Annotated in this window: 27 protein-coding genes; 8 read left to right on the forward strand and 19 right to left on the reverse strand. The window is 66.4% G+C overall.

Features of this window, described 5'->3' with window-relative positions:
* Window positions 1–83 precede the first annotated feature (83 nt).
* Window positions 84–1,334, forward strand: a complete 1,251-nt coding sequence (locus JKL49_RS14805; protein WP_215341389.1) for a serine hydrolase domain-containing protein — start codon at window positions 84–86, stop codon at window positions 1,332–1,334.
* Window positions 1,335–1,350: 16 nt separating this feature from the next.
* Here the strand turns inward: JKL49_RS14805 and JKL49_RS14810 are convergent, their stop codons facing one another.
* On the reverse strand, window positions 1,351–1,713 hold the full coding sequence (locus JKL49_RS14810; protein ID WP_215341390.1) for a hypothetical protein: 363 nt from the start codon (window positions 1,711–1,713) through the stop codon (window positions 1,351–1,353).
* A gap of 196 nt (window positions 1,714–1,909) precedes the next feature.
* On the opposite strand from JKL49_RS14810, the gene JKL49_RS14815 reads away from it, so the two are divergent.
* The gene (locus tag JKL49_RS14815; RefSeq protein ID WP_215341391.1) at window positions 1,910–2,131 is read left to right on the forward strand and encodes a flagellar basal body rod C-terminal domain-containing protein; all 222 of its coding nucleotides are present in this window, start codon (window positions 1,910–1,912) and stop codon (window positions 2,129–2,131) included.
* 18 nt (window positions 2,132–2,149) lie between these two features.
* Window positions 2,150–2,770 carry a TIGR02466 family protein gene (locus JKL49_RS14820; protein WP_215341392.1) on the forward strand — a complete coding sequence of 207 codons (621 nt, stop codon included), beginning with the start codon at window positions 2,150–2,152 and terminating at the stop codon, window positions 2,768–2,770.
* Between the two features lie 113 nt (window positions 2,771–2,883).
* On the opposite strand, the gene JKL49_RS14825 is transcribed toward JKL49_RS14820, so the two are convergent.
* Window positions 2,884–4,515, reverse strand: coding sequence for a M28 family metallopeptidase (locus JKL49_RS14825; RefSeq protein WP_215341393.1), 1,632 nt, complete (start codon window positions 4,513–4,515; stop codon window positions 2,884–2,886).
* Between the two features lie 136 nt (window positions 4,516–4,651).
* On the opposite strand from JKL49_RS14825, the gene JKL49_RS14830 reads away from it, so the two are divergent.
* The gene (locus JKL49_RS14830) at window positions 4,652–5,467 is read left to right on the forward strand and encodes an RMD1 family protein (RefSeq protein ID WP_215341394.1); all 816 of its coding nucleotides are present in this window, start codon (window positions 4,652–4,654) and stop codon (window positions 5,465–5,467) included.
* Here JKL49_RS14830 and JKL49_RS14835 read toward each other — a convergent pair.
* The 9 genes from JKL49_RS14835 to JKL49_RS14875 all read right to left on the reverse strand — a co-directional run bounded on the left by JKL49_RS14835 (window position 5,464) and on the right by JKL49_RS14875 (window position 13,162).
* The gene (locus JKL49_RS14835) at window positions 5,464–5,748 is read right to left on the reverse strand and encodes a type II toxin-antitoxin system RelE/ParE family toxin (RefSeq protein WP_215341395.1); all 285 of its coding nucleotides are present in this window, start codon (window positions 5,746–5,748) and stop codon (window positions 5,464–5,466) included. The genes JKL49_RS14830 and JKL49_RS14835 overlap by 4 nt on opposite strands.
* Entirely contained in the window at window positions 5,745–5,996 is a 252-nt protein-coding gene (locus tag JKL49_RS14840; RefSeq protein ID WP_215341396.1) for a hypothetical protein, read from the reverse strand. Before JKL49_RS14840 ends, JKL49_RS14835 begins: the two co-directional genes overlap by 4 nt.
* A 31-nt stretch (window positions 5,997–6,027) precedes the next feature.
* Entirely contained in the window at window positions 6,028–7,986 is a 1,959-nt protein-coding gene (rpoD, locus tag JKL49_RS14845) for an RNA polymerase sigma factor RpoD (RefSeq protein WP_215341397.1), read from the reverse strand.
* A 101-nt stretch (window positions 7,987–8,087) separates the two neighbouring features.
* On the reverse strand, window positions 8,088–8,288 hold the full coding sequence (locus JKL49_RS14850) for a hypothetical protein (protein ID WP_215341398.1): 201 nt from the start codon (window positions 8,286–8,288) through the stop codon (window positions 8,088–8,090).
* 120 nt (window positions 8,289–8,408) lie between these two features.
* Window positions 8,409–10,277, reverse strand: coding sequence for a DNA primase (dnaG, locus tag JKL49_RS14855; RefSeq protein ID WP_215341399.1), 1,869 nt, complete (start codon window positions 10,275–10,277; stop codon window positions 8,409–8,411).
* 339 nt (window positions 10,278–10,616) lie between these two features.
* The gene (sigJ, locus tag JKL49_RS14860; protein WP_215341400.1) at window positions 10,617–11,471 is read right to left on the reverse strand and encodes an RNA polymerase sigma factor SigJ; all 855 of its coding nucleotides are present in this window, start codon (window positions 11,469–11,471) and stop codon (window positions 10,617–10,619) included.
* Window positions 11,471–12,016: a hypothetical protein gene (locus JKL49_RS14865; protein ID WP_215341401.1), complete on the reverse strand. Its 546-nt coding sequence runs from the start codon at window positions 12,014–12,016 to the stop codon at window positions 11,471–11,473. The genes sigJ and JKL49_RS14865 overlap by 1 nt, the downstream gene beginning before the upstream one ends.
* 1 nt (window position 12,017) lies before the next feature.
* A complete protein-coding gene (locus JKL49_RS14870; protein ID WP_215341402.1) occupies window positions 12,018–12,401 on the reverse strand; it encodes a hypothetical protein in 384 nt (127 codons plus the stop codon).
* A gap of 59 nt (window positions 12,402–12,460) precedes the next feature.
* The gene (locus JKL49_RS14875; RefSeq protein WP_215341403.1) at window positions 12,461–13,162 is read right to left on the reverse strand and encodes an HAD family hydrolase; all 702 of its coding nucleotides are present in this window, start codon (window positions 13,160–13,162) and stop codon (window positions 12,461–12,463) included.
* A 192-nt stretch (window positions 13,163–13,354) separates the two neighbouring features.
* On the opposite strand from JKL49_RS14875, the gene JKL49_RS14880 reads away from it, so the two are divergent.
* Complete coding sequence (locus JKL49_RS14880; RefSeq protein ID WP_215341404.1) at window positions 13,355–14,488, forward strand: response regulator; 1,134 nt, start codon at window positions 13,355–13,357, stop codon at window positions 14,486–14,488.
* Between the two features lie 40 nt (window positions 14,489–14,528).
* On the opposite strand, the gene JKL49_RS14885 is transcribed toward JKL49_RS14880, so the two are convergent.
* The 3 genes from JKL49_RS14885 to JKL49_RS14895 form a co-directional block, all read right to left on the reverse strand.
* Window positions 14,529–14,858, reverse strand: a complete 330-nt coding sequence (locus tag JKL49_RS14885) for a hypothetical protein (RefSeq protein ID WP_215341405.1) — start codon at window positions 14,856–14,858, stop codon at window positions 14,529–14,531.
* 79 nt (window positions 14,859–14,937) lie between these two features.
* A complete protein-coding gene (locus tag JKL49_RS14890; RefSeq protein ID WP_215341406.1) occupies window positions 14,938–15,183 on the reverse strand; it encodes a DUF1272 domain-containing protein in 246 nt (81 codons plus the stop codon).
* A 77-nt stretch (window positions 15,184–15,260) separates the two neighbouring features.
* Window positions 15,261–15,695 (reverse strand): DUF1330 domain-containing protein, encoded by a 435-nt coding sequence (locus tag JKL49_RS14895; RefSeq protein ID WP_215341407.1) that lies wholly within the window; start codon window positions 15,693–15,695, stop codon window positions 15,261–15,263.
* Between the two features lie 128 nt (window positions 15,696–15,823).
* Between JKL49_RS14895 and carA the strand changes: the two genes are divergently transcribed.
* Entirely contained in the window at window positions 15,824–16,993 is a 1,170-nt protein-coding gene (gene carA / locus JKL49_RS14900) for a glutamine-hydrolyzing carbamoyl-phosphate synthase small subunit (RefSeq protein WP_215341408.1), read from the forward strand.
* A 36-nt stretch (window positions 16,994–17,029) separates the two neighbouring features.
* Here carA and JKL49_RS14905 read toward each other — a convergent pair whose 3' ends face one another.
* The 3 genes from JKL49_RS14905 to JKL49_RS14915 all read right to left on the reverse strand — a co-directional run bounded on the left by JKL49_RS14905 (window position 17,030) and on the right by JKL49_RS14915 (window position 19,121).
* Complete coding sequence (locus JKL49_RS14905) at window positions 17,030–17,611, reverse strand: fasciclin domain-containing protein (RefSeq protein WP_430700820.1); 582 nt, start codon at window positions 17,609–17,611, stop codon at window positions 17,030–17,032.
* Window positions 17,612–17,697: 86 nt separating this feature from the next.
* On the reverse strand, window positions 17,698–18,411 hold the full coding sequence (locus JKL49_RS14910) for an anti-sigma factor (RefSeq protein WP_215341409.1): 714 nt from the start codon (window positions 18,409–18,411) through the stop codon (window positions 17,698–17,700).
* Complete coding sequence (locus tag JKL49_RS14915) at window positions 18,408–19,121, reverse strand: sigma-70 family RNA polymerase sigma factor (RefSeq protein ID WP_347340392.1); 714 nt, start codon at window positions 19,119–19,121, stop codon at window positions 18,408–18,410. The genes JKL49_RS14910 and JKL49_RS14915 overlap by 4 nt, the downstream gene beginning before the upstream one ends.
* Window positions 19,122–19,171: 50 nt before the next feature.
* Here JKL49_RS14915 and JKL49_RS14920 point away from each other — a divergent pair, with 50 nt between their 5' ends.
* Complete coding sequence (locus JKL49_RS14920) at window positions 19,172–19,489, forward strand: hypothetical protein (protein WP_215341411.1); 318 nt, start codon at window positions 19,172–19,174, stop codon at window positions 19,487–19,489.
* A 16-nt stretch (window positions 19,490–19,505) separates the two neighbouring features.
* Here JKL49_RS14920 and JKL49_RS14925 read toward each other — a convergent pair whose 3' ends face one another.
* Window positions 19,506–20,888 carry a tetratricopeptide repeat protein gene (locus tag JKL49_RS14925; RefSeq protein WP_215341412.1) on the reverse strand — a complete coding sequence of 461 codons (1,383 nt, stop codon included), beginning with the start codon at window positions 20,886–20,888 and terminating at the stop codon, window positions 19,506–19,508.
* A 220-nt stretch (window positions 20,889–21,108) separates the two neighbouring features.
* Entirely contained in the window at window positions 21,109–21,528 is a 420-nt protein-coding gene (locus tag JKL49_RS14930) for a cupin domain-containing protein (RefSeq protein WP_215341413.1), read from the reverse strand.
* A 249-nt stretch (window positions 21,529–21,777) separates the two neighbouring features.
* Between JKL49_RS14930 and JKL49_RS14935 the strand changes: the two genes are divergently transcribed.
* Window positions 21,778–21,984: a cold-shock protein gene (locus JKL49_RS14935; protein ID WP_215341414.1), complete on the forward strand. Its 207-nt coding sequence runs from the start codon at window positions 21,778–21,780 to the stop codon at window positions 21,982–21,984.
* Window positions 21,985–22,070 lie beyond the last annotated feature (86 nt).

The following is a 22,070-nucleotide window of genomic DNA, read 5'->3' on the forward strand; positions in this document are numbered from 1 at the left end:
TTGACGGCGCCTGCGTCACCTTGCGCAATCAGCCTCTAAATCGCGCGGGCCTGCAGCCCGGCGCCAGCAGGGTGGAAATCAGTATGGACGGCGATCAATCCTTGGGCGGCTTCAACACGCAGGGTCTGGCGCAGATCGCGCCCAGCCTGCAGGGCGTGGTCGACGCCGGCGACCTGTCGGGCTTCGTCACTCTGCTGTGGCGCAAGGGCGAGGTCGCCCAGGTCAACACCATCGGCATGCGCGACGTCGCCGCCGGCAAGCCGATGACCCGGGACACCATGTTCCGCATCGCGTCGATGACCAAGCCGATCACCTCCGTCGCCCTGATGATGCTGGTCGAGGAGGGCAAGGTGAAGCTCGACGACCCCATCACCAAGTGGGCGCCCGAGTTCTCCAACATGAAGGTGCTGAAATCGCCGACCGGTCCCCTGGACGAGGTCTATGACGCGCCGCGCGACATCACCATCGACGACCTGATGACCCACCGCTCGGGCCTGGCCTACGGCTTCACCTCGGTGGGCCCCATCGCCCATGCCTATGAAGAGGTACTCGGCGCGCCTCTCTCCAACCCCAATACCCCCGACCAGTGGATGGCCAAGCTCGCCACCCTGCCCCTGTCCTTCCCGCCGGGGGAGCGGTTCCACTACAGCCACGCCACCGACGTGCTGGGCTTCCTGGTCGGCCGCATCGCCGGGACGGGATTCCGCGAGTTCCTGATGGAGCGAATTTTCCAGCCGCTCGGGATGGTGGACACCGACTTCTGGTGCCCGCCGGAGAAGCGCGACCGGATGGCCCACCTCTACCGGATCGATCCGGAGACCGATAAACTCCAGGACGTCTCCTTCCCGCACGTGGATGCGGCGCCGGCCTTCTGCGGTGGTGGCGGCGGCCTGATCTCCACGGCCGATGACTACCTGACCTTCGCCCGCCTGATGCTCAACAAGGACGAGCTGAACGGCGTGCGGCTGCTGAAGACAGAGACCGTTGAGTTGATGGCCACGAACCGCCTCACCGAGGCCCAGCGCGAAATCCCCTTCATGGGCATTCCGTTCTGGATGGGTCAGGGCTTCGGCCTCGGCCTCTCGGTGATCACCGATCCTGAGAAACAGGCCTGGATGGGCGCGGGCTCCAAGGGCGCCTTCGGCTGGCCCGGCGCCTTCGGCACCTGGTGGCAGGCCGACCCCGCCGAGGACATGGTCATGCTCTACCTGATCCAGAACTCCATGCCGCTGGGTCCCGAGGCCGCGAGCCAACTGGCCACCGGCCAGCGTATGGGCGGACGCGTCGCCCTGCCGGTGTTCCAGAAGCTGGTCTACGGCGCACTCGGGAAGTAGCGCACGCCTGGCCCGCTCAGTTGTTGCTGAGCGGGTCCCGGGCGGCGACGCACATCGGCTGGCCCTTGTAGAGGTCGCCAATGAGGCTGCCGTCGCGGGCGGCCTCGCGGCGGGCCTTCTCGTAGGTGATATTCTCGGCCGGCGCCTTCTGGCCCGGACCGCAGACGGGCGCGGTGACCTTGACGCCCTCGTGGCAGAGGCAGAAATCCTCGCGCTTATCCAGGCGACTGGACGGCACCTTGCAGACGGCGGGCAAGCTCTGGCCGCCCACGTCGATGCAGATCGTTCGCTCGCTCGGCGGGTTGCTCATCGGCCCGGCCAAGGCCACGCCGGCGGAACCCAGCAGCGCCAGCCCCGCGATCATCGACATCCTGATCATCGAAATTTCCTCCGCAATTTCGGCAACATACCACACGACAAAGGTGGCAGGTTTCCGGCGAAACAATAGGCAACACCGGGGCCCGACACGTCCTGCGCATTGATGACGAACGCGGCGGCGTGATCTGTTCACCATCTTCCTAGGCGAAAGCTTTACCGCGCGGGGTTCAGGGTAAGGTCCACGGAGGGCCTGATCCATGAACCCCATCGCCACGGCGCAGTACGGCCTGTTCGCCGCCAGCCAGCGCTTCGAAGCCTCCGCCCAGCGGACGGCGCAGATGGGCGATCGCGCCTTCGAGGTGGACTACACCCACGAGGCCATCGAGCAGATCACGGCCAAGACCGAGTTCCGCGCCAACCTCGCCGTGATCAAGACGGCCGATGAGATGACCGACAGCCTGCTGGACATCCTGGCCTAGGGCCAGTAGCGCGGACGCATGTCCACGCGCCCGCTGTTCATCACCCAGGTCTATGAGGCCTCCCTCGCCGCAGAGAAGGGGTTCGAGGCGTTCAACGCCGAGCTTGAAGAGGCCTGCCGCATGCTGGCCGACGAGGACTTGGCGGGGCAGCGTTGGTGCCGCGACAACGCCTATGGCGGCTATACCTCCTACGCCTCCCTGGACGACCTGCCCCAGCGGGCCACCGTCTTCGGCGACCTGAAGATCAAATTGGACAAGCACGCCAAGGCCTTCGCCGCCGACCTGCAGATGGATCTGCGCGGCGGACGGCTGAAGCTGGACAGCCTGTGGGTCAATATCCTCAAGCCTGGCGCCGCCCACTCCGGCCACATCCATCCGCACAGTGTGCTATCGGGCACGGTCTATGTGGCCACGCCGAAGGGGGCGAGCGCGCTGAAGCTGGAGGACCCGCGCCTGCCGCTGATGATGGCCGCCCCGCCCCGTCTAGCCGACGCCGACGAGAGCGCCCGGACCTTCGTCTACCTGCAGCCCGAGCCTGGCAGCTTGATCCTCTGGGAAAGCTGGCTGCGCCACGAGGTGCCGCCCAACGCCGCCAAGCGCGAGCGGATCTCCATCAGCTTCAACTACGGTTGGCGCTAGAGCATTTTCCGATAAGTGTGAAACGGTTATCGGATCGAAAAATGCTCTAACTTTTTGAATTAGAGCCCTTTTTATCCGATCTGGTGGGTCAATCAGATCGGAAAGGGCTCTAGCTACTTGGCGCCGTACTTGGTCCCGAAGAAGTCGCCCTTGTTCCAGGCCGGTCGCTCGGCCATGTCGGTGAGCTCCCGCGTCACCTCATAGTTCAGCCGCGCGAACTTGGCGCCCACCAGCCAATTGATCGGCTGGGCGAGATCGTCATTGGGCTTGTGATAGCGCTCGGCCAGGAAGGTGCGGAACTCCTTCTCCCCGCCGTTGGCGAAGCCGGTCATGAAGAACACCGCCGGCACGCCAACCTCCACGAACCGGTGGTGGTCGGAGCGGGTGAACAGCCCCTCCTCCGGCATCGGATCGGGCGACAGGGCGAGGTTCATCGCCCCCGCCGCACGCCGCACCGCCGGCCCGATGCTTGACCGTTCCGCCCCGAATGCGATCACGTCGGTGAAGTCATAGGTTAGGATCGGCATGTCGAGATCGACGTCGGCGACGATGCTGGCCAGCGGCACGGTAGGATTGCGCGCGAAATACTCGGCCCCCACCAGCCCCTTCTCCTCGCCGGTATCCAGCAGGAAGAGGATGGTGCGCTTGGGCGCCTGGCCCGAGGCCATGAACATGCGCGCCACCTCCAGGGTGGTGGCGCTGCCCGCGGCGTTGTCCAGGGCGCCGTTGTTTATGGCGTCGCCGTTGACCGGCTCTGTGATCCCGAGATGATCGAGATGGGCGCTGAGCACCACCACCTGATCCTTCAGCACCGGATCGGCGCCCTCGATCACGCCCACGACATTCTGGCTCTCCACCGGCTTGATGTTGGTGGCGAAGCTGGCTTCCAGGGTCAGGGGCAGGAGAAAGCGCGGCGGGTCCTGCGCCTTCGATCCGGCCATCTCGGCGATGCGCGTCAGGTCGGCCGGCGCGCCGGCGAACAGCTTCTCCGCCCCCTTCACGCTGATGGAGGCCAGGCTTGGAACGCCGGGCGCCACGGCGAAGGCGGCCCCCGCGCCGGTCCGCCAGCTCATGCCCCAGGTCTTCCATTGGCGCGCGGCGTTGGCGAAGGGATAGAGCTTCTCGTCGCCCGGCGTATTGACCTGGATGAAGCCCACCGCGCCTCGGGCCTGCGCCAGGGCGCGCTTGGTGCGGCCGCTGGAATAGTAGGCCCGCTCCTCGGTCTGGTAGGCCGACGGCGCGCCGGAGATCGCCACGACGATCTTCCCCTTCACGTCCAGGCCGGCATAGTCGTTGCGCTTGTGCTCGGGCGCCACGACGCCGAAGCCCACGAAGACCAGGGGCGCGGAGACCTTGGTCTGCGCCGCCACCGGATTGCGGCCCACGAGGTAGTCCTCGCCAAACACCAGGGGGACCACCTTGCCCGCCTTGTCGCGCAGGACGAAGGTCCCCTGGTCGGCGGCCTGAAAGGCCACCAGCGGCACATGCTGGAAATAGGTCCCCTGGTCGCCGCCGGGCTTCAGGCCCAGCTGCGCCATCTGAGAGGCCGCATAGGCCGCGGCGATGTCATAGCCCCGCGAGCCGGCCTCGCGGCCCTCCAGCAGGTCATCAGCCAGGAAGGTGACGTGAGCCTTGATGTTGTCGGCGCTCTTCTGAGCCTCCGCCGCTGAGGGCTCAGCGGCCACCCCTTGCGTCGTCGCCATCACCAGCGCGCACGCCGCCACCATCACCTTACCCAGACTCATCGCCACCTCCCCTATCGTTGGGGCGAGCTTAGGCGAGCGCCGGCCGACCTGGCATTAAGTTGCTGTAACGCCGCGACGGAATGTTACCGCCTCCGCGCAGGCCTCAACCTTGGCCGCGCATGCTATGGTGGCGGCCATGGACACCACACCCCTTCCCGTGCCGCAGGGCTCGGATTTGCTCATCGCCCGCGCGGTCGTCCTGGGCGAACGGATCGACACCGCCGGATTAGAACGGCGCGACGTGCTGTCGACGGCGCCGCTCTCCTTCCGGGTCGGCCAGGGCCTGGTGGTGGTGTTCCGTTATGGGGTGACCGTGCTCATCGGCCTCGACCCCATCGCCGAGGACGAGGTGCTGCGCGGCATCAATCCGCGGGTCCAGGGCAAGCTGGCGGCCCATGAGGAGGAGACTATCCGCCTCGCCGCCCGCGACGATCAGGATGAGGGCGTCCAACCGGACGGGGTTGTGCGGATTGGGACGCTGTCGCCCGACAAGTTGCTGGTGGTGGCCGACGCCGTGGCCAAGAGCGCGGCGCTGGCTCACGACGAGCGCCAGGTCGCCCAGGTGTTCGACACCATCGAGCCCTGGGCCCGCTTCCTCGCCGAGCGGGGCCGCAGTCCCAGCGGGCGTCGCGCCATGGTCCGCCTGATCGGTTCGGCCCTGCTGGTGCAGCACCGGGTGGCCGAGCGAGTGGCGGTGCGCGAGAAGCCCGACATCCTCTGGGACCGCCCCGACCTGGAGCGGCTCTATGCGCGGCTGGAAGACGAGTACGAACTCGTGGAGCGGGCCGAGACCCTGGGCCGCAAGCTGGACCTCATCGGCGACACCGTGACCGTCGTGACCGACCTGATCGACACCCAGAGGTCCCTACGGCTGGAGGCTATCGTGGTGGGCCTGATCCTGCTGGAGGTGGCGCTAACCCTGTTCCAGATGGTCACCGGCGGGGTGCACTAGCCACCCTCCATGGAATGGAAGATGTGGGCGACGATCACGCGATCAGGCTCGATCCGATACTGGATCACATAGGCCGCGCGGCCGAAGCGGACTGGAAGTTCACGCAGGTCAGCACGGGGTCCTTGTCGCCCCCGGTCGGCGAATTCCGCCAGCGAGGCGAACCCCTCCGCCAAGGTCTGGCGCGCTCGTCGCGCTGCATTGGGATTCTTCCTGACCAGGAAATCGACCAAACGCTCAAGATCTATCCGCGCCCGAACAGAAAGCCTGACCTCCCACGTCAACGCGGGTTCGCCAGCCGGTCTTGCAGAGAGGTGTCGAAGTGATCCAGCGCTTCCTGGACTGAGAGACTCTCGCCGGTACGGTCATATTCCTCGAGCCGCCGGACCGATTCCGACCACCGGTCGTCGAGGCGGTCGGTGATCAGCGCCTGTGCATAGTCTTCAACGGCCTGCCCGGCCGCATCCGCCGCCGCCTTGAGGCGGCGGGCGGTGTCGTCGTCGAGTTTCAGGGTCAGTTCGCCGTCGGCCATGGCGTGATGCTCATCCCGACGGCGCTGATCGTCAACTGTCGAGGAAGCTGCGCAGCTTCCGCGAGCGGCTCGGGTGCTTCAGCTTGCGCAGCGCCTTGGCCTCGATCTGACGGATGCGTTCGCGGGTCACGCTGAACTGCTGGCCCACTTCCTCAAGGGTGTGGTCCGTGTTCATGCCGATGCCGAAGCGCATGCGCAGGACGCGTTCCTCGCGGGGCGTCAGGCTGGCCAGAACCCGCGTGGTGGTTTCGCGCAGGTTCGACTGAATGGCCGCATCGATGGGCAAGATGGCGTTCTTGTCCTCGATGAAGTCGCCCAGGTGGCTGTCTTCCTCGTCCCCGATCGGGGTCTCGAGGCTGATCGGCTCCTTGGCGATCTTGAGGACCTTGCGAACCTTTTCCAGCGGCATGGCCAGCTTCTCGGCCAGTTCCTCCGGGGTCGGCTCGCGGCCGATCTCGTGCAGCATCTGGCGGCTGGTGCGGACGATCTTGTTGATCGTCTCGATCATGTGCACCGGGATGCGGATCGTGCGCGCCTGGTCGGCGATCGAGCGGGTGATCGCCTGACGGATCCACCAGGTGGCATAGGTGGAGAACTTGTAGCCCCGGCGGTACTCGAACTTATCGACCGCCTTCATGAGGCCGATATTGCCTTCCTGAATAAGATCAAGGAATTGCAGGCCGCGATTCGTGTACTTTTTCGCGATGGAGATCACGAGGCGCAGGTTGGCCTCGACCATTTCCTTCTTGGCCTGACGGGCCTCGCGCTCGCCCTTCTGAACGGTCTGGACGATGCGGCGATAGTCGTCGATCGGCACGCCGGTCTCGGTGGCCAGCGCGGCGATCTCATGGCGGATATCGCCGATCTGGCTGGCGTCGTTCTCGACGAACTTGGTCCAGCGCACGCCCAGAGGCTTCACCTGATCGCCCCAGGCGGGGTTCAGCTCGGAGCCGAAATAGGCCTTCAGGAACTCGGTGCGGCTGATGCCGTAGCTGTCGGCCAGGCGCAGCAGGCGGCCTTCCAGACCCATCAGGCGCTTGTTGATCGCGTAGAGCTGCTCGACCAGGGCCTCGATGCGGTTGTTGTTCAGCTTCAGGGTCTTGAGGTGCTGAACGATCGCCAGGCTGGCGGTCTCATAGGCCTTGCGGTCAGCGTCGGAGAGGTCCTCGCCCTTCAGGCGCTTGCCGACGAGCTTTTCCTGCAGGGCGCGGAAGGCGTCGAATTCCGAGGCGATGGCGTCCAGGGTCGCCATGACGCCTTCGCGCAGTTCGCCTTCCATGGCGCTGATCGTGGGACCGGCGCCATCGTCGAAGTCGTCGTCGTCGTCGCTCTCGCCCTTGGCCACGGCCTCGCCATCGGCGGTGACCTCGGCTTCGGCCTCGGGGACTTCCTCTTCCTCGGGCGGCGCGTTGGCCAGGGCCTCGGCCGCGGCGGCGGCGTTGATGCCGTTATAGGTGAGGTCGAGGTCGATGACCTCCCGCAGCAGGATGCGGCCGGTGCCCAGTTCCTCGCGCCAGACCATGATGGCTTCGAAGGTCAGCGCGCTTTCGCACAGACCGCGGATCATGGTGTCGCGGCCGGCTTCGATCCGCTTGGCGATAGCGATTTCGCCCTCGCGCGACAGCAGTTCCACCGAGCCCATTTCGCGCAGGTACATGCGCACGGGGTCATCGGTGCGGTCGTAGGCGGCTTCCTTGGGGGTCTCGACGACCGCGGTCTCCTCGCGGACCGCGACCTCGCCGCCCTCGGCGTCTTCCTCGGCCTCGACGACGTTGACGCCCATCTCCGACAGCATGGCCAGGGTGTCTTCGATGGCCTCGGAGGTGACTTCCTCGCTCGGCAGCACCTTGTTCAGCTCGTCCATGGTGACGTAGCCGCGGGCCTTGGCCTGCTTGATGAACTTCTTGACGCCGGCATCGGTCAGGTCGAGCAGAGGCCCGTCGCCGCCAGTGGTTTCAGTCGGTTCAGCTTCAGCCGTCGTCGTGCTCATCTAGGTCTCCGATTCAGCCGCGAACCCCCTGCAAGGGTCGGGCCGAAGATGGTGAATGGCGGTCAAACTAGGCCGCACATAAGTACGACCCGTTATCCGCCCTAATCGTTCCATTCCCTGATCGCGCGTTTCAGTGCGTCGCGTTCACCCTTCAGGCGCTCGAGGACCTCCATATCGGACCTGCCGCGAAGGTTGCCCTTGGCGGATCCGATAGCCTCGTCGAGCGCCGCCAGCCTGGAAAGGCGGGCGAAGGCCTGCGACCACTGCGATCTAGCGGCTTCGAGGGAGACATCCGATTTCATGAAGGGCGCGCTCGCTTGCGATGCGGCCCGGTCGATGTCTGTCAGTAGCGCGTTAAACCCGCAGGATGCGAGATGGCGTGTCAGGGTGGCAGAGTCAAGGCTGCTAAGATGACGCAGGGCTTAAGCAGCCCGGCCCCAAAGCTCCCCGTTACTGAGCTGCATCCCGAGCACCAGTTGCCGTTGCCGAAGGGCTGCCCCGTGATCGACGAACCTTTTATGGTCCCGAACAGGGGGCCCGTTGCGAACGCTTTCACTGCGCTCCTTTAGTTCGTTTTCAATTTCAGACAATTGAACAATAGCGTTGAAACATGCGTCCCAATAATTCTTCGCAGATTCAGAAAATTCGTCCGCATCCAAGAAAGGGAATGAACCCGACTCGCGCGCAGTCTTCTCAGTTTTATCGAGAAGGTCTTTAACGCCTTCATTTTTCACGTTGAGAAGAACTAAGCTCTTATCGCAATCGTCCTCTTGGATTGCATCCAGAAGCGGTTGGACCAGGGGGTTGAGGCGTTTATCCCCAAAGCCCCGCTCAGCGAACTGCTCAACGTGAGTCTGAAGCCATTTCGGATGGTCAACCGCAGCTAGCGCCACAGCAGCATTTACCTGCCGGATGCGGTCCTGCAGAATTTGAAGGGTATTCTTGTCCAGAAGCCCGCGAAGGGACGCTGCGAAGTCAAATTTGTTTCCAGGCCCAGAGAACGTTTGCCGACGGAACTGCTCATAGAACCGCTGAAAGAGATCTCCCCGATACTCTTCAGCCAAGTCCTTGTCGGTTATCGTGGCTGCCGCCTGCCGTAACCGAGCCTTAAATCCCGCCCTCTGCTCTGGGGTTGCAAGAGGTTCAGCGTCACGTTCACGCTCGTAGAGGCGCTCAACAAACTGGATCGTCTTCGTGAGCTGGGCGCGAAGTACCGCCGCTCCATGCTCACGCAGAACATCGTCTGGGTCCTTGCCACCGCTAACGAACGCGAAATTGAAACTCCGCCCTGCCTTAAGGAGCGGTAGCGATCTCTCAATTGATCGGTCAGCTGCCCGCCGACCGGCAGCGTCACCGTCAAAACAAAGCGTAGGTTGGGGGTGAAAACGCCAGAGCAATTCCATTTGCTCCTCCGTCAACGCCGTCCCCATAGGTGCCACCGCAGCAAGCCCGGTCCTTTGGCACGCTATGACATCCATGTACCCTTCGACGACGAGAAGCGGGTTAGGCCCCTCCTTGTTTCCCGTCAGGAGTTTTCTAGCTCCCGCCACGCCGTAGAGCGTGTGCCCTTTGTGGAAAAGGCTAGTCTCCGGCCCGTTCAGGTATTTCGCACGGGCCTGCGGATCCATAGCGCGGCCGCCGAACGAGACGATCCTCCCTCGAACATCGGTGATTGGGAAAATGATCCGATTGCGAAAGCGGTCATAGGCTGCGCTCCCGTCCTCAGGTGCAATCAACAGGCCCGCATCTATCAACTCAGCGGCGTGGGCGCCTTTGGCGATCAGATAGTCCTTAAGAGCGGTTCGCCCGTTAGGAGCAAATCCGACCTTGAAGTTAGCCCACTCCGTCGAGGGCAAACCCCGCCGCTCAAGATATGCACGTGCCTCATCCCCGACTGGGCGTCGCAACTGAGCTTCAAACCAGCTTGCAGCGAGATCAATCCAGTCGGAGAGACCCTGCCGCTCTCGCTCCATCACGGCGACTTCGCGGTCCATCACTGGGAGAGCAAGACCGACCTCTGAGGCAAGTTTCTCAACTGCCTCAACGAATGAGAGATGCTCTGTCTCCTGGAGGAATGAGATCAGGTCGCCGGTCTTGCCAGACGAGAAGTCGAAGAATTGCCCCTTGTCGTCGTTCACGTAGAATGACGGCGTCTTCTCTTTGTTGAACGGCGACAGGCCGACGTACTCGCGGCCCTGCTTGCGCAGTTTTACGGTCCGACCGATGACATCGGAGGGACGAAGACGAGACTTGAGCTCCTCCAGAAAACGTTCGTCAAACCGTACAGCCATAGACAACCATCTGCGCCGGAAAGCCTCCACCCGAGAGCGATGCGGCTAAGACATGCTGACTACCATCCTTGCGCCCACTCGATTCGAGTCGAATGACTTTCAAGTGTGGACAACCCGAAATGGCTGTTGACAGACAATCGCCTCTAGTTTGCCGCGTTCGGCTTTTGTTCGTATTCGATTCGCGAGAGCATGAGGTAGCGCGACGTCAGATACGGTCGCACTAGCTTTTCGAGCAATGATGGAATTGTCGCATCGGATGGGCGAAGGCGGGCTCGTCGAGGAAGCGTTCGTCGAAGCGCACGGCCTATCTAGGCGCTAGCTGTGCGTCGGTCGACAGTCTCAGTGCGCCACATGCCCGAGCTTGTCGGGATTGCGGACCATGTAGATGCCCGCCAGCTTGCCGTCCTCGCCGGGCTGGAAGGCGACAGTGGACGTCCCATCCTCCCGCTCGAGGATCAGGCCGGGATAGCCGTTGATCCGCACAGCGCGGAAGCTGAGGGCGCCGGTGTCGCCACGCCAGGCCAGGCCCTCCAGCAGGCGCACGATGTCCTCACGGCCGATCAGGGGGCGCAGGGCCGCGCTGCGCTTGCCGCCGCCGTCGGTGACCATCACCGCGTCTTCCGCCAGCACGGCCGCCAGAGCCGCCATGTCGCCCTGGGCGGCGGCCATCATGAAGGCGGCGGCCAGCTTGGCGGCGTCCTCCTGGCTGACGGTGAAGCGGGGCCGAGTGTCCTTGACGTGAGCCCGGGCGCGGGTGGCGAGCTGGCGAACGGCGGGCTCGGTCTTGCCCAGGGTCTGCGCGACCTCCGCATAGTCCTCGTCGAAGACATCGTGCAGCAGGAAGACCGCCCGCTCCAGAGGCGACAGCCGCTCCAGGGCCAGCAGGAAGGCCACCGAGACGTCCTCCGCCCGCTCCACCGGATCGACGGAAAGCTCCTCGATCAGTGGCTCCGGCAGCCAGGGCCCGCGATAGGCGGCGCGCTGGGTCTTGGCGGCGCGCAGGCGGTCGATACAGAGGCGGCTCGTCACTCGCACCAGCCAGGCCGCGGGATCGGCCACCTCCTCCCCGGCCCGCATCCAGCGCAGCCAGGCGTCCTGCACCACGTCCTGCGCCTCCGCCACCGACCCCAGCATGCGATAGGCCAGCCGGGTGAGCCGCGGCCGCTGGGCTTCGAAGGCGTCGGTGTCGGTCATCAGGCGGCCAGCTTCCGGAAAGGCGCGGCCTCACCCGCCACCGTGACGCGGGAGCAGGCGCGGCCGTAGCCCAGGGCGTACTTCAGGGTGGGATACATCCGCGCGGTGGTGAGCGCGAGGCTGATGGCCGCCAGCCCCTTCTCGCCCCAGCGGCGGAGGATCTCGTCGCGAAGCGGGTCGGCGGCCTCCATGTCGCGGGCCAGGCTGGCGTTGGCGAAGCGCCAGGCCAGGGCCGCGGCCTCGCCCATGGCGGCCTCGTCCCCGGCCAGGATGGCGCGGAGGATGGCGGGCTTCACGCCGCCGGCGGCGGCCATGTCCACGCTGATCTGGGTGCAGGGGCCGCAGTCCTCCACCAGGGTTCCGGCGATGCCGGCGGCGGCCAAGGCCTCGGCGGGCGCGGCCTTACGGTCCACCATCGCACTGACGAAGCCGAACTTCAGGAAGCTCATCGGCGAAGCCCGCAGCAGGAAGCGCATATAGGAGGCGTCATAGCCCCAGGTGCGCTCCATCTTGTCGATCTGGCCTTTCAGCAGGGCGTGCAGCATCTCAACTCTCCTTGGGTCTGCGGACAAGAGCGATCCAGGCCGCCAGCAGGGTCGGCAGGAAGACGCCCGGGAGATCGCGGATCAGGTTGGCCAGCGGGCTCGCCGAGCAGCTGGCGTCGAACAGGTGGATGCCTGAGTGCAGGGCCAGGAACACCGCGCCCGCCACCAGGGCCGGCCAGCCCTGCGCCGGCCGCCACGCGAACCAGGCCAGGCCCAGCGCCGTCACCAGATAGGCCGCCCCGATGTCGCGGACAAAGTGGGGGTTGAAGGCGCCGGTGCTGGGAACCCCCGGCACGGCGTCGTACCAGGCGAGCGGCGCTCCCAACTGGAAGAGCGCATTGGCGCCCAGGATCACGGCCAGAACCACGGCGATGGTGCGTGTCATCGAAACCCTCCCGATCAACACCCCAAGGACGGGCGGGATCGGGCGGCTGTGACATCAGCTCAGACGATTTTCGAAATCCAGGCCGGCAGGTCCTCGATGGAGGCCAGCTCTATGAAGCGGTCCTCGCCGCTGGGGGCGTCGGCCAGCTCGTGCGCCCAGGTCAAGGGATAGGGCACGTGAGCGGCATAGGCGCCGGCCTCCAGGGCCGGCAGGATATCCGAGCGCATGGAGTTGCCGCACATCACCGCCTGCGCCGCCCCGGTGCCATGACGGGCGAAGACTCGGGCATAGGTGCCGGCGTCCTTCTCGCTGACGATCTCCACGGCGGCGAACAGGTCGCCCATGCCCGACGCCGCCAGCTTCTGCTCCTGGTGCAGCAGATCCCCCTTGGTGATCAGCACCAGGCGGTAGCGTTCGGAGAGTTCGGCCAGGCAGCGTTCGACACCGGGCAGCGGCTCCACGGGCTCGTTCAGCATCTCACGGCCGGCGGCCAGGATTTCGCGGATCACCGAGGACGGCGCCTCGCCGTCGCAGAGCTCCATGGCGGTCTCGATCATGGAGAGCGTGAAGCCCTTCACCCCGTAGCCGTAGAGCCGCAGGTTGCGCTTCTCCACCTCGGCAAGGCGCTGCTCGATCACCTCGGGATCGGCCCGGCCGGCCAACAGGGCGCTGAACCGATCGTGGGTCAGGCGAAACAGGGTCTCGTTGTGCCAAAGGGTGTCGTCGGCATCGAGGCCGACGGTGGTGATGGTCGTGGACATTGCGTCTCAATACGTCGCTTCGGCCCAGGAGTGAAAGCCGGCCAGCCAGCGGGCGCCGCAAGGGTTTGTCTGCCTAAACCCCGGGCGCTCCATTTGCCGCGCGACCAGGGATGGCGAACGTCGCACTTTCGCAACCAATTTGAGCTGTCGTGGCCTCTGTTCTTTTGGTCATTCCTCCCCCGGGGCGCGTACATGGCAGAGGCTGGAATTTCCGGCTGGATCGGACGGCTGCTTCGCGGCCTGGGCCGAAGACTGGGCGACCATGCGGTCGCCGCCGCCGAGGCGGACGCCGCCACCGCCCAGGACCGTCTGCGCGAGGCCATCGACCTGCTGCCCGAGGGCGTCGTCTTCCTGGACGCCGAGGGCCGCTACATCCTGTGGAACAAGCGCTACGCCGAGATCTACCACCGCTCCGCCGACCTGTTCCGCCCCGGCGCGCCCTTCTCCGAGACCCTGAAGATCGGCGTCGCGCGCGGCGACTATCCCGAGGCCATCGGCCGCGAGGAGGAATGGCTGGCCGAGCGGATGCACAGGTTGATGAACCCCTCGGGGGAACGCCACGAGCAGCGCATCTCCGACGGCCGCTGGTTGATGATCGAGGAGCGGCGCACCCTGGACGGCGGGGTCATCGGCCTGCGGGTCGACATCACCGCCATGAAACAGCAGGCCGAGGCGCTGGAGGAAGCCCTGCACCGGGCCGAGGCCGCCAGCCGCGCCAAGACCGAATTCCTTGCCGACATGAGCCACGAACTGCGCACCCCGCTGAACGGTGTGCTGGGCCTGGGCCAGGCGCTGGCGGCGACCGAACTGTCCGACAGCCAGCGCGTCCTGCTGACCGACATGGTGGGGTCCGCCCAGGACCTGGACGGACTGGTCAACGGCCTGTTGGACTACGGCGACCGCGCGCGCGCCGCCGACGCCGCGCCCGGCGGCGGCGTCACACCCTCTGACGTGCCGGCCCTGCGCGTGCTGGCCGCCGACGACAACCCCACCAACCGCAAAGTCGTTGAGCTGATGCTGGGCGCCGCGGGCGCCCAGGTGATCAGCGTCGAGAACGGCCAGCAGGCGGTGGACGCCTGGCGCGCCGGCGCCTTCGACGTGGTGCTGATGGACCTGCGCATGCCGGTGATGGACGGCCTCGACGCCATCCGCGCCATTCGCAAGGCCGAGGGCGCCGGCCTGCCCCGTGCGCCGATCATCGTGATCAGCGCCAATACCTCGGAGACCGATGTGGAAGCCTCCGCCGCCGCCGGCGCTGACCGCCACATCGGCAAACCCCTGCGGGCCGAGCAATTGTTCGAGGCGATCTCGGGAGTGCTGGATTAGGGCCGCGCGGGACGGCCGTTAGCTGGCCTCGTCTTCCGCCTCAGCCGCCGTCCTCATCCACCACGATGGCGACGGTTTTCCCGCGCGAGTGCGGATCCCACCCCGCGGCGATGGCCGAGGCGATGGCCTTGGCCACCAGTTCCGGCGCGATCAACGAGGCCTGCGGTTGCGGGGCGCCGTGCCGCGGCGGCGGGCCTGGCGGAAATTCCAGCATGGCTTCGCGCTGGCCGTGCTTGTGGCGCACCGCCACCACCTTGCCGCGCCATTCCGCGGCGGGGCCAGACCACTGTGGCCGGCGGTGGAACCGCCAGACATAGGTCTCGCCATCGACGGCGATCTCAAACTCGGAAGGTTGCTTGATGCGGGGCATGCGCGGAGTTAGCCCGCCCTGCGCGCCCAAGCCACCCCGTTCCCACGGCGGGGCCAATGGCGCCAGGCTGAAGACCCGCTTAGGCCGCGCACGCCTTGTGCTTGCCCACGACGCGCTCAGTCGACGCCGGGTACTTCACCAGCAACGCCGCCGGCCGCACCGGCCGCACGCTGAAATTGCCGCCGCAGTTGGGGCAGACGCCGCCGAGCCTGGTGTCCACGCAGTCGGCGCAGAAGGTGCACTCAAAGGTGCAGATGCGGGCGTCGGGGCTGTCTGCGGACAGGTCGCGGTCACAACATTCGCAGTTGGGACGAAGGGCGAGCATCGAAGCCTCCAGGATGTCCCGGCGAGACTGCCAGCCGGACGCACCGGCCGAAATGACAGAATTGCCGCGTTTTCCGCCTACTCGCCGAACCCCTCCCCCGGCTCGACGGGCGACAGGCGCAGCAAACGAGAGTCGGCGACGCCGGCCGTGCGGTGCTCCACGAACTCCCGGTAGTCGGGATCGCGGACCATGGCCATGAAGGCCTCGGAGCTGGGATATTCCGCGATGAAAGCCAGGTCCCAGACCTCATCCTGCGGGCCGGTGACCATCACCTGCGGCTTGCCGGCCCAGATCTGGCGGCCACCCAGCCGCTTGAAGATGGGCGCCGTCGTCCGGCCATAGGCGCGGTAGGCCTCCAGGCCGCTGATGTCCTTGCCATGGTCGGGGTGGTCCTGCGGATACTCCGCCTTGGCCTTCACCCGCACCAGGTTCAGCATCTGGATCGGCTCGTCGCGCGGCAGGCCCTTGAACAGGTCCCAGGCCTGACGGTCAGGATCGATGTAAGCGCTCACAGGACCTCCCTTGGTCGGATCGGATTGACCCAGCGGGCGGGACTCACTACCTACGCGCCCGTTTACCCGGCGCGCATGTTATAGCCGGGGACGCCGACCCCTTGCGACAAGATGATGGAATCCGGAACATGAGCGAGCTGCTGCCTGGCGTCACCGGGGTCCTCGTCCTCGCCGATGGGACCGTCTTCCAGGGTGTCGGGGTCGGCGCGGCCGGTGACGCCGTGGGCGAGGTCTGCTTCAACACCGCCATGACCGGCTACCAGGAGATCCTGACGGACCCCTCCTATATGGCCCAGATCGTCGCCTTCACCTTCCCGCACATGGGCAATGTCGGCGCCAATGTGGAAGACCTGGAACAGATGTCGGGGGGCGCCAGCACCGCAGCCCGCGGCGCGATCTTCCGCGATGTCCCCACTCCGCCCGCCAACTGGCGCGCCGACAGCGACCTGGACGGCTGGATGACGCGGCGCGGCGTCGTCGGCCTGGCCGGCATCGACACCCGGGCCCTGACGCTCACCATCCGCGAGAAGGGCATGCCCAACGGCGTCATCGCCCACGCCCCGGACGGCAAGTTCGACCTCCCCGCCCTGAAGGCCAAGGCCCGCGAGTGGGGCGGCATCGAGGGCCTGGACCTGGCCAAGGACGCCTCGTGCCTGCAGCCCTTCGTCTTTGAGGAAGGCCTCTATTCCTGGCCCGAGGGCTACGCCAAGCCGTCGGCGACGCCGAAGTACGACGTGGTGGTCATGGACTACGGCGTGAAGCGCAACATCCTGCGCTCCCTGGTCTCCATCGGCGCCCGCGTCACCGTGGTGCCGGCCTCCACCTCCGCCGAGGACGTCCTGGCCCGCAAGCCGGACGGCGTCCTGCTCTCCAACGGCCCCGGCGACCCGGCGGCCACCGGCGCGTACGCCGTGCCGGAAATCCGCAAGCTGGTGGACAGCGGAACGCCGATCTTCGGCATCTGCCTGGGCCACCAGATGATGGCCCTCGCGCTCGGCGCCCAGACCGTGAAGATGGACCAGGGCCACCATGGCGCGAACCATCCCGTGAAGGACCTCACCACTGGCAAGGTGGAGATCGTTTCCATGAACCACGGCTTCACCGTCGACCGCGACAGCCTGCCGACCCCGGTGAAGGAGAGCCACATCTCGCTGTTCGACGGCACCAACGCCGGCCTGGAACTGGAGGGCCGCCCGGTCTTTTCCGTGCAGCACCACCCCGAGGCCTCGCCTGGGCCCACCGACAGCCTCTACCTGTTCGAGCGCTTTGCCGGACTGATGGACAAGGCCAAGGCCTAGGTTCGAAGGGCCGGCTTTCGCCGGCCCCGCTTCAAGTTACGGCATCAGGACCGTGTCGACGACGTGGATCACGCCGTTGGACTGCATGACGTCGGCGATGGTGACCGTCGACTTGCCGCCCTTGGCGTCGGTCAGCAGGACCATGCCGCCTTTGGCGGTGACGGTGAGGTCTTCACCCTGCACGGTCTTCAGCATGGCCTTGCCGCCGCCGGCCTTGATCTTGGAGGTGAGGTCCATGGCCGTCAGGCGGCCGGGGACCACGTGATAGGTCAGGATCTTTGTGAGCGTGGCCTTGTTCTCCGGCTTCACCAGGGTGTCCACTGTGCCGGCCGGCAGCTTGGCGAAGGCGGCGTTGGTGGGGGCGAAGACGGTGAAGGGGCCAGGGCCCGACAGGGTCTCCACCAGGCCCGCGGCCTTCACGGCGGCGACCAGGGTCGTATGATCCTTCGAATTGACGGCGTTCTCGACAATGTTCTTCGAGGGATACATGGCCGCGCCCCCGACCATGACAGTCTTCGAGGACATCTGGTGGCCCATCATCTGAGCAGACGCCATGTTGACGCCAGCAAACGAGATGGCGACGCCGGTCGCGAACGCGACAATAGTGTTGATCTTCATATTTCGGTCCCTTGTCTTCTGTCGGCCACTGCGTGGCGGTGACAGGAATACGGTCCGAAAACTCATCCAGACGCGGGACCTGGAAATTAAATCCGAGCGAGCTTGCCGATCGCAGCGACGGGACCCGACGGGCCGTCCTGCCTGGAGCCGCCCAGCGGTTCGACGGACACGGCGATGGACGCGCCCTCCGTGGCGAGCGCGGGCAGGCCCTGCGGCATGGGCAGGGTCTTGGACGTGCCGGGCGCGATGAGGCCCAGCGAGCGAGGCTTGCCGTCGGCGGGGATCAGCCACAGTTCGTGAACGTGAACGGGGTCGGTCCCCGGCGTCACCAGCGAGGTGACGATCAGCTTCTCGCGCACCGGATCGTAGGCGGCGACGAACAGGTGCTGGCCGCCGCTGGTGTCGAGGCGAGCGTTGAGCAGTTCACCGGGGCTCGGCGGCGCAATAACGGTCGGCGGACGGGTGGCGAGCACCACGACCGCGGCCATGCTGGCGGCCGCCAGCCCCATGCCGCCCATGGCCCAGCCGCGCCAGAATTTCACGCCATGGCCATCATTGTCGTTGGCCGGCAGGCCGCGCTCGATGCGGGGCCAGACTTGGGAGGACGGCTCCACGGGCGCGATCGCGGCCAGCATCGGCGCCAGGCGCTCGCGCCAGGCGTCCACATGGGCGGCGAAGGCCGGCTCTCTGGCGATGCGCAGCTCGGCGGTCGCGCGCTCGGCGGCGTTCAGCACGCCCAAGGCATGCTCGGCGGCGAAGGCTTCGTCCTCGGGCAGGTCGGGGATCAGGGGCTCGCTCATGACTCAAGGCACCCCTTGAGCTTGGCCAGTCCTCGGCGGATCCAACTCTTCACCGTCCCCAGCGGCGCGTCCATGCGCGCGGCCAGGGCCTCGTAGGTCACCCCTTCGAAGAAGGCGGTGCGGATGACCTTCTCGGTGCGGTCGTCCAGCTCCGACAGGCACTTGCCAAGGGCCTCACCATCCTGGGCGGCCTCCAGCAAGGTGTCGGCGCGGGGCTGACCGTCGTCGATCTCCAGCTCCTCGACCTGCTCGGCATAGGCCAGAGGCCCGCGAGCCCGCAGCCGGTCGATGGCGCGGTTACGGGCGATGGTCGAAATCCACGTCATGACGCTGGCCCGGCCCGCCTCGAAGCGGTCGGCGCGACGCCAAATCGTGATGTAGACCTCTTGCAGCACGTCTTCGCTTTCATCTCTGTTGGAGAGGATACGAAGGCAGACGCCAAATAGCTTCGCGGACGTGGCCTGGTAAAGTTGTCGCAGGGCCGCGCGATCGCCCGCGGCGATCCTCGGCATCAAGTCGGTCAGCGGATCGATGGTGGAGGTCGCGGGCAAGTTGGCGGTCTTTTTCCGGCGTTGGGCAGGCGGCGAAGCTGCCTCAAGCCGTGGGTCCATGGCAAGGGTTATGGCCGGGCTCCGTGACGGCCCATGCAACCGGCGACGCATCGAAACGACGCCCGATGCATCTGACCGCATCGGCCGCCCCAAACGCATATGGCGCTCCACGGCCGCGGCTCGCGGCTCCCCCAACAAGGAACTGCCCGATGCGCCTCATCATCTTCCTGCCCCTGGCCACCGCCCTGCTGCTGGCCGGGACCGCCCAGGCCCAGGCCCCGAGCGTCAGCCCCGCCCCCGCGCCCGCGGCCTCAGGCGTGAGGGTCGCCGTCGGGGATGTCACCGACGCCGCCGACAAGCCCACGCCGCCACCCATCGGCAAGGCGCAGAACCGACGCGTCGAGGTCAAGCTGAGCAAGGCCACCGATGACGAAGGCTCGGATACGGCGGGCAAGACGGCCGACCCGAAGCCGGCCGTCGAATTCAAGGACTCCGTGCGCACAGCGCGCGAACTCGGCAGCCGCTGACGGCCAGCCGGCCGGGTCAGATCTTGCGCATCAGGAAGTAGTCACCCTCCAGCGCCACGCCGGCCTCGCGGCGGAGCATGGTGGACTTGCGCTCGACGATTTCGAACCGGCCGGCCGCCAGGTCGGCGATATAGCCGCGCCCGTGGGCGTAGCGGCCGTTGCCGCGCAGGGTGACGCCGTCCCCCTCCGCCGCCTCGGTGGAGAAGACGAACCAGCCACCGGGCTTCAAGGTCGCCGCCGCGCCGTCGAACACATCACCCAGGGTTCCGACATAGGGGAAGGTGTCGCCCGCGGCGATCATGTCCCACCGCGCGCCGGGCTGACGAAGGGTGTCGGTCAGGTCGGCGACGCGCAGTTCGTCATAGAGGCCACCGTCGCGGGCCTTGCCCAGCATGCCCTCCGACAGATCGACCCCGGTCAACCGCAACGCGTAGGGACGCAAGACCGGGCCGCAGAGCCCGGTGCCGCAGCCGACGTCGAGAATTTCCAGGGACCCGTCGGCCTCGATCCACGCCGCCATCAGGCTGCGGATTTCTTCGGGACCTCGATAGCCCAGGCGGCCCACCAGCTTCTCGTCGAACTGCTCGGCCATGCCGTCAAAGTGCTGGGCCACGAAGGTCGCGGGCTGCCGTTCCACCGGCCGGCCCATCGCCGCGTCGGCCATGTGGCGGGCTTCCAGATTGCCGGGCCGCAGGGAAGTCCAGGTCTGGCCGATCAGGGCGGCAGGCCCCTTGTGCCCCGCCCAGTCCAGGCAGAGCAGCGCGGTCTTGAACAGGGTGTCGGTTTCAGCCCCGCCGGTGAGCTCGCGGCTGATGGTGGTGACGCGGGTCATGTCGCCATCGAGGCCGGCCACGACGAAGCGGCACAGCCGGGCCATTTCGACAATCTCGGTGGCGTCGGCCTCCAGAGTCAGGGCGGCGTCGAAGTTGCGCTGGGCCTCATGGAAGGCCCCGGACTTGAACAGGGTGACGCCGAGATTGGCGCGCAGGGCGCCGGTCTCGCCGGCGATCTCGAGGGTTCGGGCGAAGGCCGCCGCGGCGCCGGCGAAGTCGTCGCGGCCGGCCAGGACCATGGCGCGGATCTGCCAGGCGTCGCCGTTATCCGGATCGCGGGCGATGGCGCCGTCGCAGGCGCTGGCGGCCTCGTCGGGACGATCCAGTTGCAGGCAGGACGCCGCCAAGCTGACCCAGGCCGCGACCTGACTTGCGTCGATATCCAGCGACTTGCGCAGGGCCTGCGCGGCCTCTTCGTGATCGCCGAGACCGCCAAGGGCCAGGGCCAGGTTGTTCCAGACCAGGGCCTGCCGGGGCGCGGCGGCGGCCACTGCCCGGAAGGCCTCCACGGCCGCCTGGAAGTCCCCCCTGGCCTGCCGTTCCAGCCCGTAGCGGGTGAGGGCCACCAGGGATGTGGGAGCCCCGCTGCCGCCATCCCCCTTTAGGGACGCGGCGTCTGTCGGCGGAAGCCCGAGCGCGCGTGCAAAAGCAGAAATGGCGAATCCCCCAGCTGGAGTTGTCCTGGCTCCAGGCTGGGGCTTGGCTATGAAATCATGGTTAACGCGATCAGGGCGTTCACTTGGCTGATCGCTGCGCGGCCCATGGAATTTCAGGGCGGGGAAACCCTTACGGCGCCTTGCGGATCATGTTCACGATGCCGGGCGTGGTCTGGTCGATCACCAGCAGCTTGGCGCCCTTGCCGTCCTGGGGCTCGGCCTTGTGCCATTGGTCGAGGGCTTCGACCGAGAAGTCGCCGGCCTTCAGCATCGTCACGGTTCCGGTGTCCAGGTTGGTCACCTTGAGCGCGCCTTCCATGATGTAGGCGTAGCGCGGGAACGGGTGCTTGTGGGGGGCGATCAGCCCGCCGGCGGGCACGCTGGTCTCAGTGACGGTGACCTGCACCGGACCTTGCGGCAGCAGGATCGGCTGGCCCGACATGGTGGTGTTGAACTGCCCCACCGGTTTGGCGACCGAACCGGGCGGCGCCTGGGCGGCGGCCGGCGCGGCGATCAGAACAAGCGCGGCGGCGAGCGGAAGGAACTTCATGTGCTGGTGACTCCGTTTGGTTTCGCGCGACGGCGCGTTGCTCTCTGGGATCGGGCCTAGACAGCAACGGCCCGACATCTTGCTTTCAGCCGGGTTTTAGGCCAAGATAGAAGGGTCAAATTCGTAGGTTCGGCTGACTTTCGACGCATCCCTGGACGCACCGGACCTGCCTTCCGATCCCCCCGATTTTTGATCCTACGTCCGAGCGTTTCGGGCGTGGGAAATATCTATCCAAGGACGAATATCTCTATGTCTACCGGCACCGTGAAATGGTTCAACGGCACCAAGGGTTATGGCTTCATCCAACCCGATGAAGGCGGCGCGGACGTGTTCGTGCACATCTCCGCCGTCGAGCGCGCCGGCCTGCGTTCGCTGGACGAAGGCCAGAAGGTCACCTTCGAACTCGAGCGCGACAAGCGCAGCGGCAAGATGTCTGCGGGCAACCTGCAGGTCTAGTTTCGCTGCGGGCCCTCGGCCCCGACGGAAACCAGGAATGGGCCGGCGTTCGCATGCCGGCCCATTTTCATTGGGGGAGCTGCGCC

It is taken from the genome of Phenylobacterium glaciei (assembly GCF_016772415.1).
In the GTDB taxonomy this organism is placed as follows: Bacteria; Pseudomonadota; Alphaproteobacteria; order Caulobacterales; family Caulobacteraceae; genus Phenylobacterium; species Phenylobacterium glaciei.

Bases quoted from the DNA above. Each gene is read 5' to 3' on its own strand.
- JKL49_RS14805 (WP_215341389.1), top strand. From the start codon at position 84: ATGGACGGCGATCAATCCTTGGGCGGCTTCAACACGCAGGGTCTGGCG.
- JKL49_RS14810 (WP_215341390.1), bottom strand. From the start codon at position 1,713: ATGATCAGGATGTCGATGATCGCGGGGCTGGCGCTGCTGGGTTCCGCC.
- JKL49_RS14815 (WP_215341391.1), top strand. From the start codon at position 1,910: ATGAACCCCATCGCCACGGCGCAGTACGGCCTGTTCGCCGCCAGCCAG.
- JKL49_RS14820 (WP_215341392.1), top strand. From the start codon at position 2,150: ATGTCCACGCGCCCGCTGTTCATCACCCAGGTCTATGAGGCCTCCCTC.
- JKL49_RS14825 (WP_215341393.1), bottom strand. From the start codon at position 4,515: ATGAGTCTGGGTAAGGTGATGGTGGCGGCGTGCGCGCTGGTGATGGCG.
- JKL49_RS14830 (WP_215341394.1), top strand. From the start codon at position 4,652: ATGGACACCACACCCCTTCCCGTGCCGCAGGGCTCGGATTTGCTCATC.
- JKL49_RS14840 (WP_215341396.1), bottom strand. From the start codon at position 5,996: ATGGCCGACGGCGAACTGACCCTGAAACTCGACGACGACACCGCCCGC.
- rpoD (WP_215341397.1), bottom strand. From the start codon at position 7,986: ATGAGCACGACGACGGCTGAAGCTGAACCGACTGAAACCACTGGCGGC.
- JKL49_RS14850 (WP_215341398.1), bottom strand. From the start codon at position 8,288: ATGAAATCGGATGTCTCCCTCGAAGCCGCTAGATCGCAGTGGTCGCAG.
- dnaG (WP_215341399.1), bottom strand. From the start codon at position 10,277: ATGGCTGTACGGTTTGACGAACGTTTTCTGGAGGAGCTCAAGTCTCGT.
- sigJ (WP_215341400.1), bottom strand. From the start codon at position 11,471: ATGACCGACACCGACGCCTTCGAAGCCCAGCGGCCGCGGCTCACCCGG.
- JKL49_RS14865 (WP_215341401.1), bottom strand. From the start codon at position 12,016: ATGCTGCACGCCCTGCTGAAAGGCCAGATCGACAAGATGGAGCGCACC.
- JKL49_RS14870 (WP_215341402.1), bottom strand. From the start codon at position 12,401: ATGACACGCACCATCGCCGTGGTTCTGGCCGTGATCCTGGGCGCCAAT.
- JKL49_RS14875 (WP_215341403.1), bottom strand. From the start codon at position 13,162: ATGTCCACGACCATCACCACCGTCGGCCTCGATGCCGACGACACCCTT.
- JKL49_RS14880 (WP_215341404.1), top strand. From the start codon at position 13,355: ATGGCAGAGGCTGGAATTTCCGGCTGGATCGGACGGCTGCTTCGCGGC.
- JKL49_RS14885 (WP_215341405.1), bottom strand. From the start codon at position 14,858: ATGCCCCGCATCAAGCAACCTTCCGAGTTTGAGATCGCCGTCGATGGC.
- JKL49_RS14890 (WP_215341406.1), bottom strand. From the start codon at position 15,183: ATGCTCGCCCTTCGTCCCAACTGCGAATGTTGTGACCGCGACCTGTCC.
- carA (WP_215341408.1), top strand. From the start codon at position 15,824: ATGAGCGAGCTGCTGCCTGGCGTCACCGGGGTCCTCGTCCTCGCCGAT.
- JKL49_RS14905 (WP_430700820.1), bottom strand. From the start codon at position 17,611: ATGAAGATCAACACTATTGTCGCGTTCGCGACCGGCGTCGCCATCTCG.
- JKL49_RS14910 (WP_215341409.1), bottom strand. From the start codon at position 18,411: ATGAGCGAGCCCCTGATCCCCGACCTGCCCGAGGACGAAGCCTTCGCC.
- JKL49_RS14915 (WP_347340392.1), bottom strand. From the start codon at position 19,121: ATGCGTTTGGGGCGGCCGATGCGGTCAGATGCATCGGGCGTCGTTTCG.
- JKL49_RS14920 (WP_215341411.1), top strand. From the start codon at position 19,172: ATGCGCCTCATCATCTTCCTGCCCCTGGCCACCGCCCTGCTGCTGGCC.
- JKL49_RS14930 (WP_215341413.1), bottom strand. From the start codon at position 21,528: ATGAAGTTCCTTCCGCTCGCCGCCGCGCTTGTTCTGATCGCCGCGCCG.
- JKL49_RS14935 (WP_215341414.1), top strand. From the start codon at position 21,778: ATGTCTACCGGCACCGTGAAATGGTTCAACGGCACCAAGGGTTATGGC.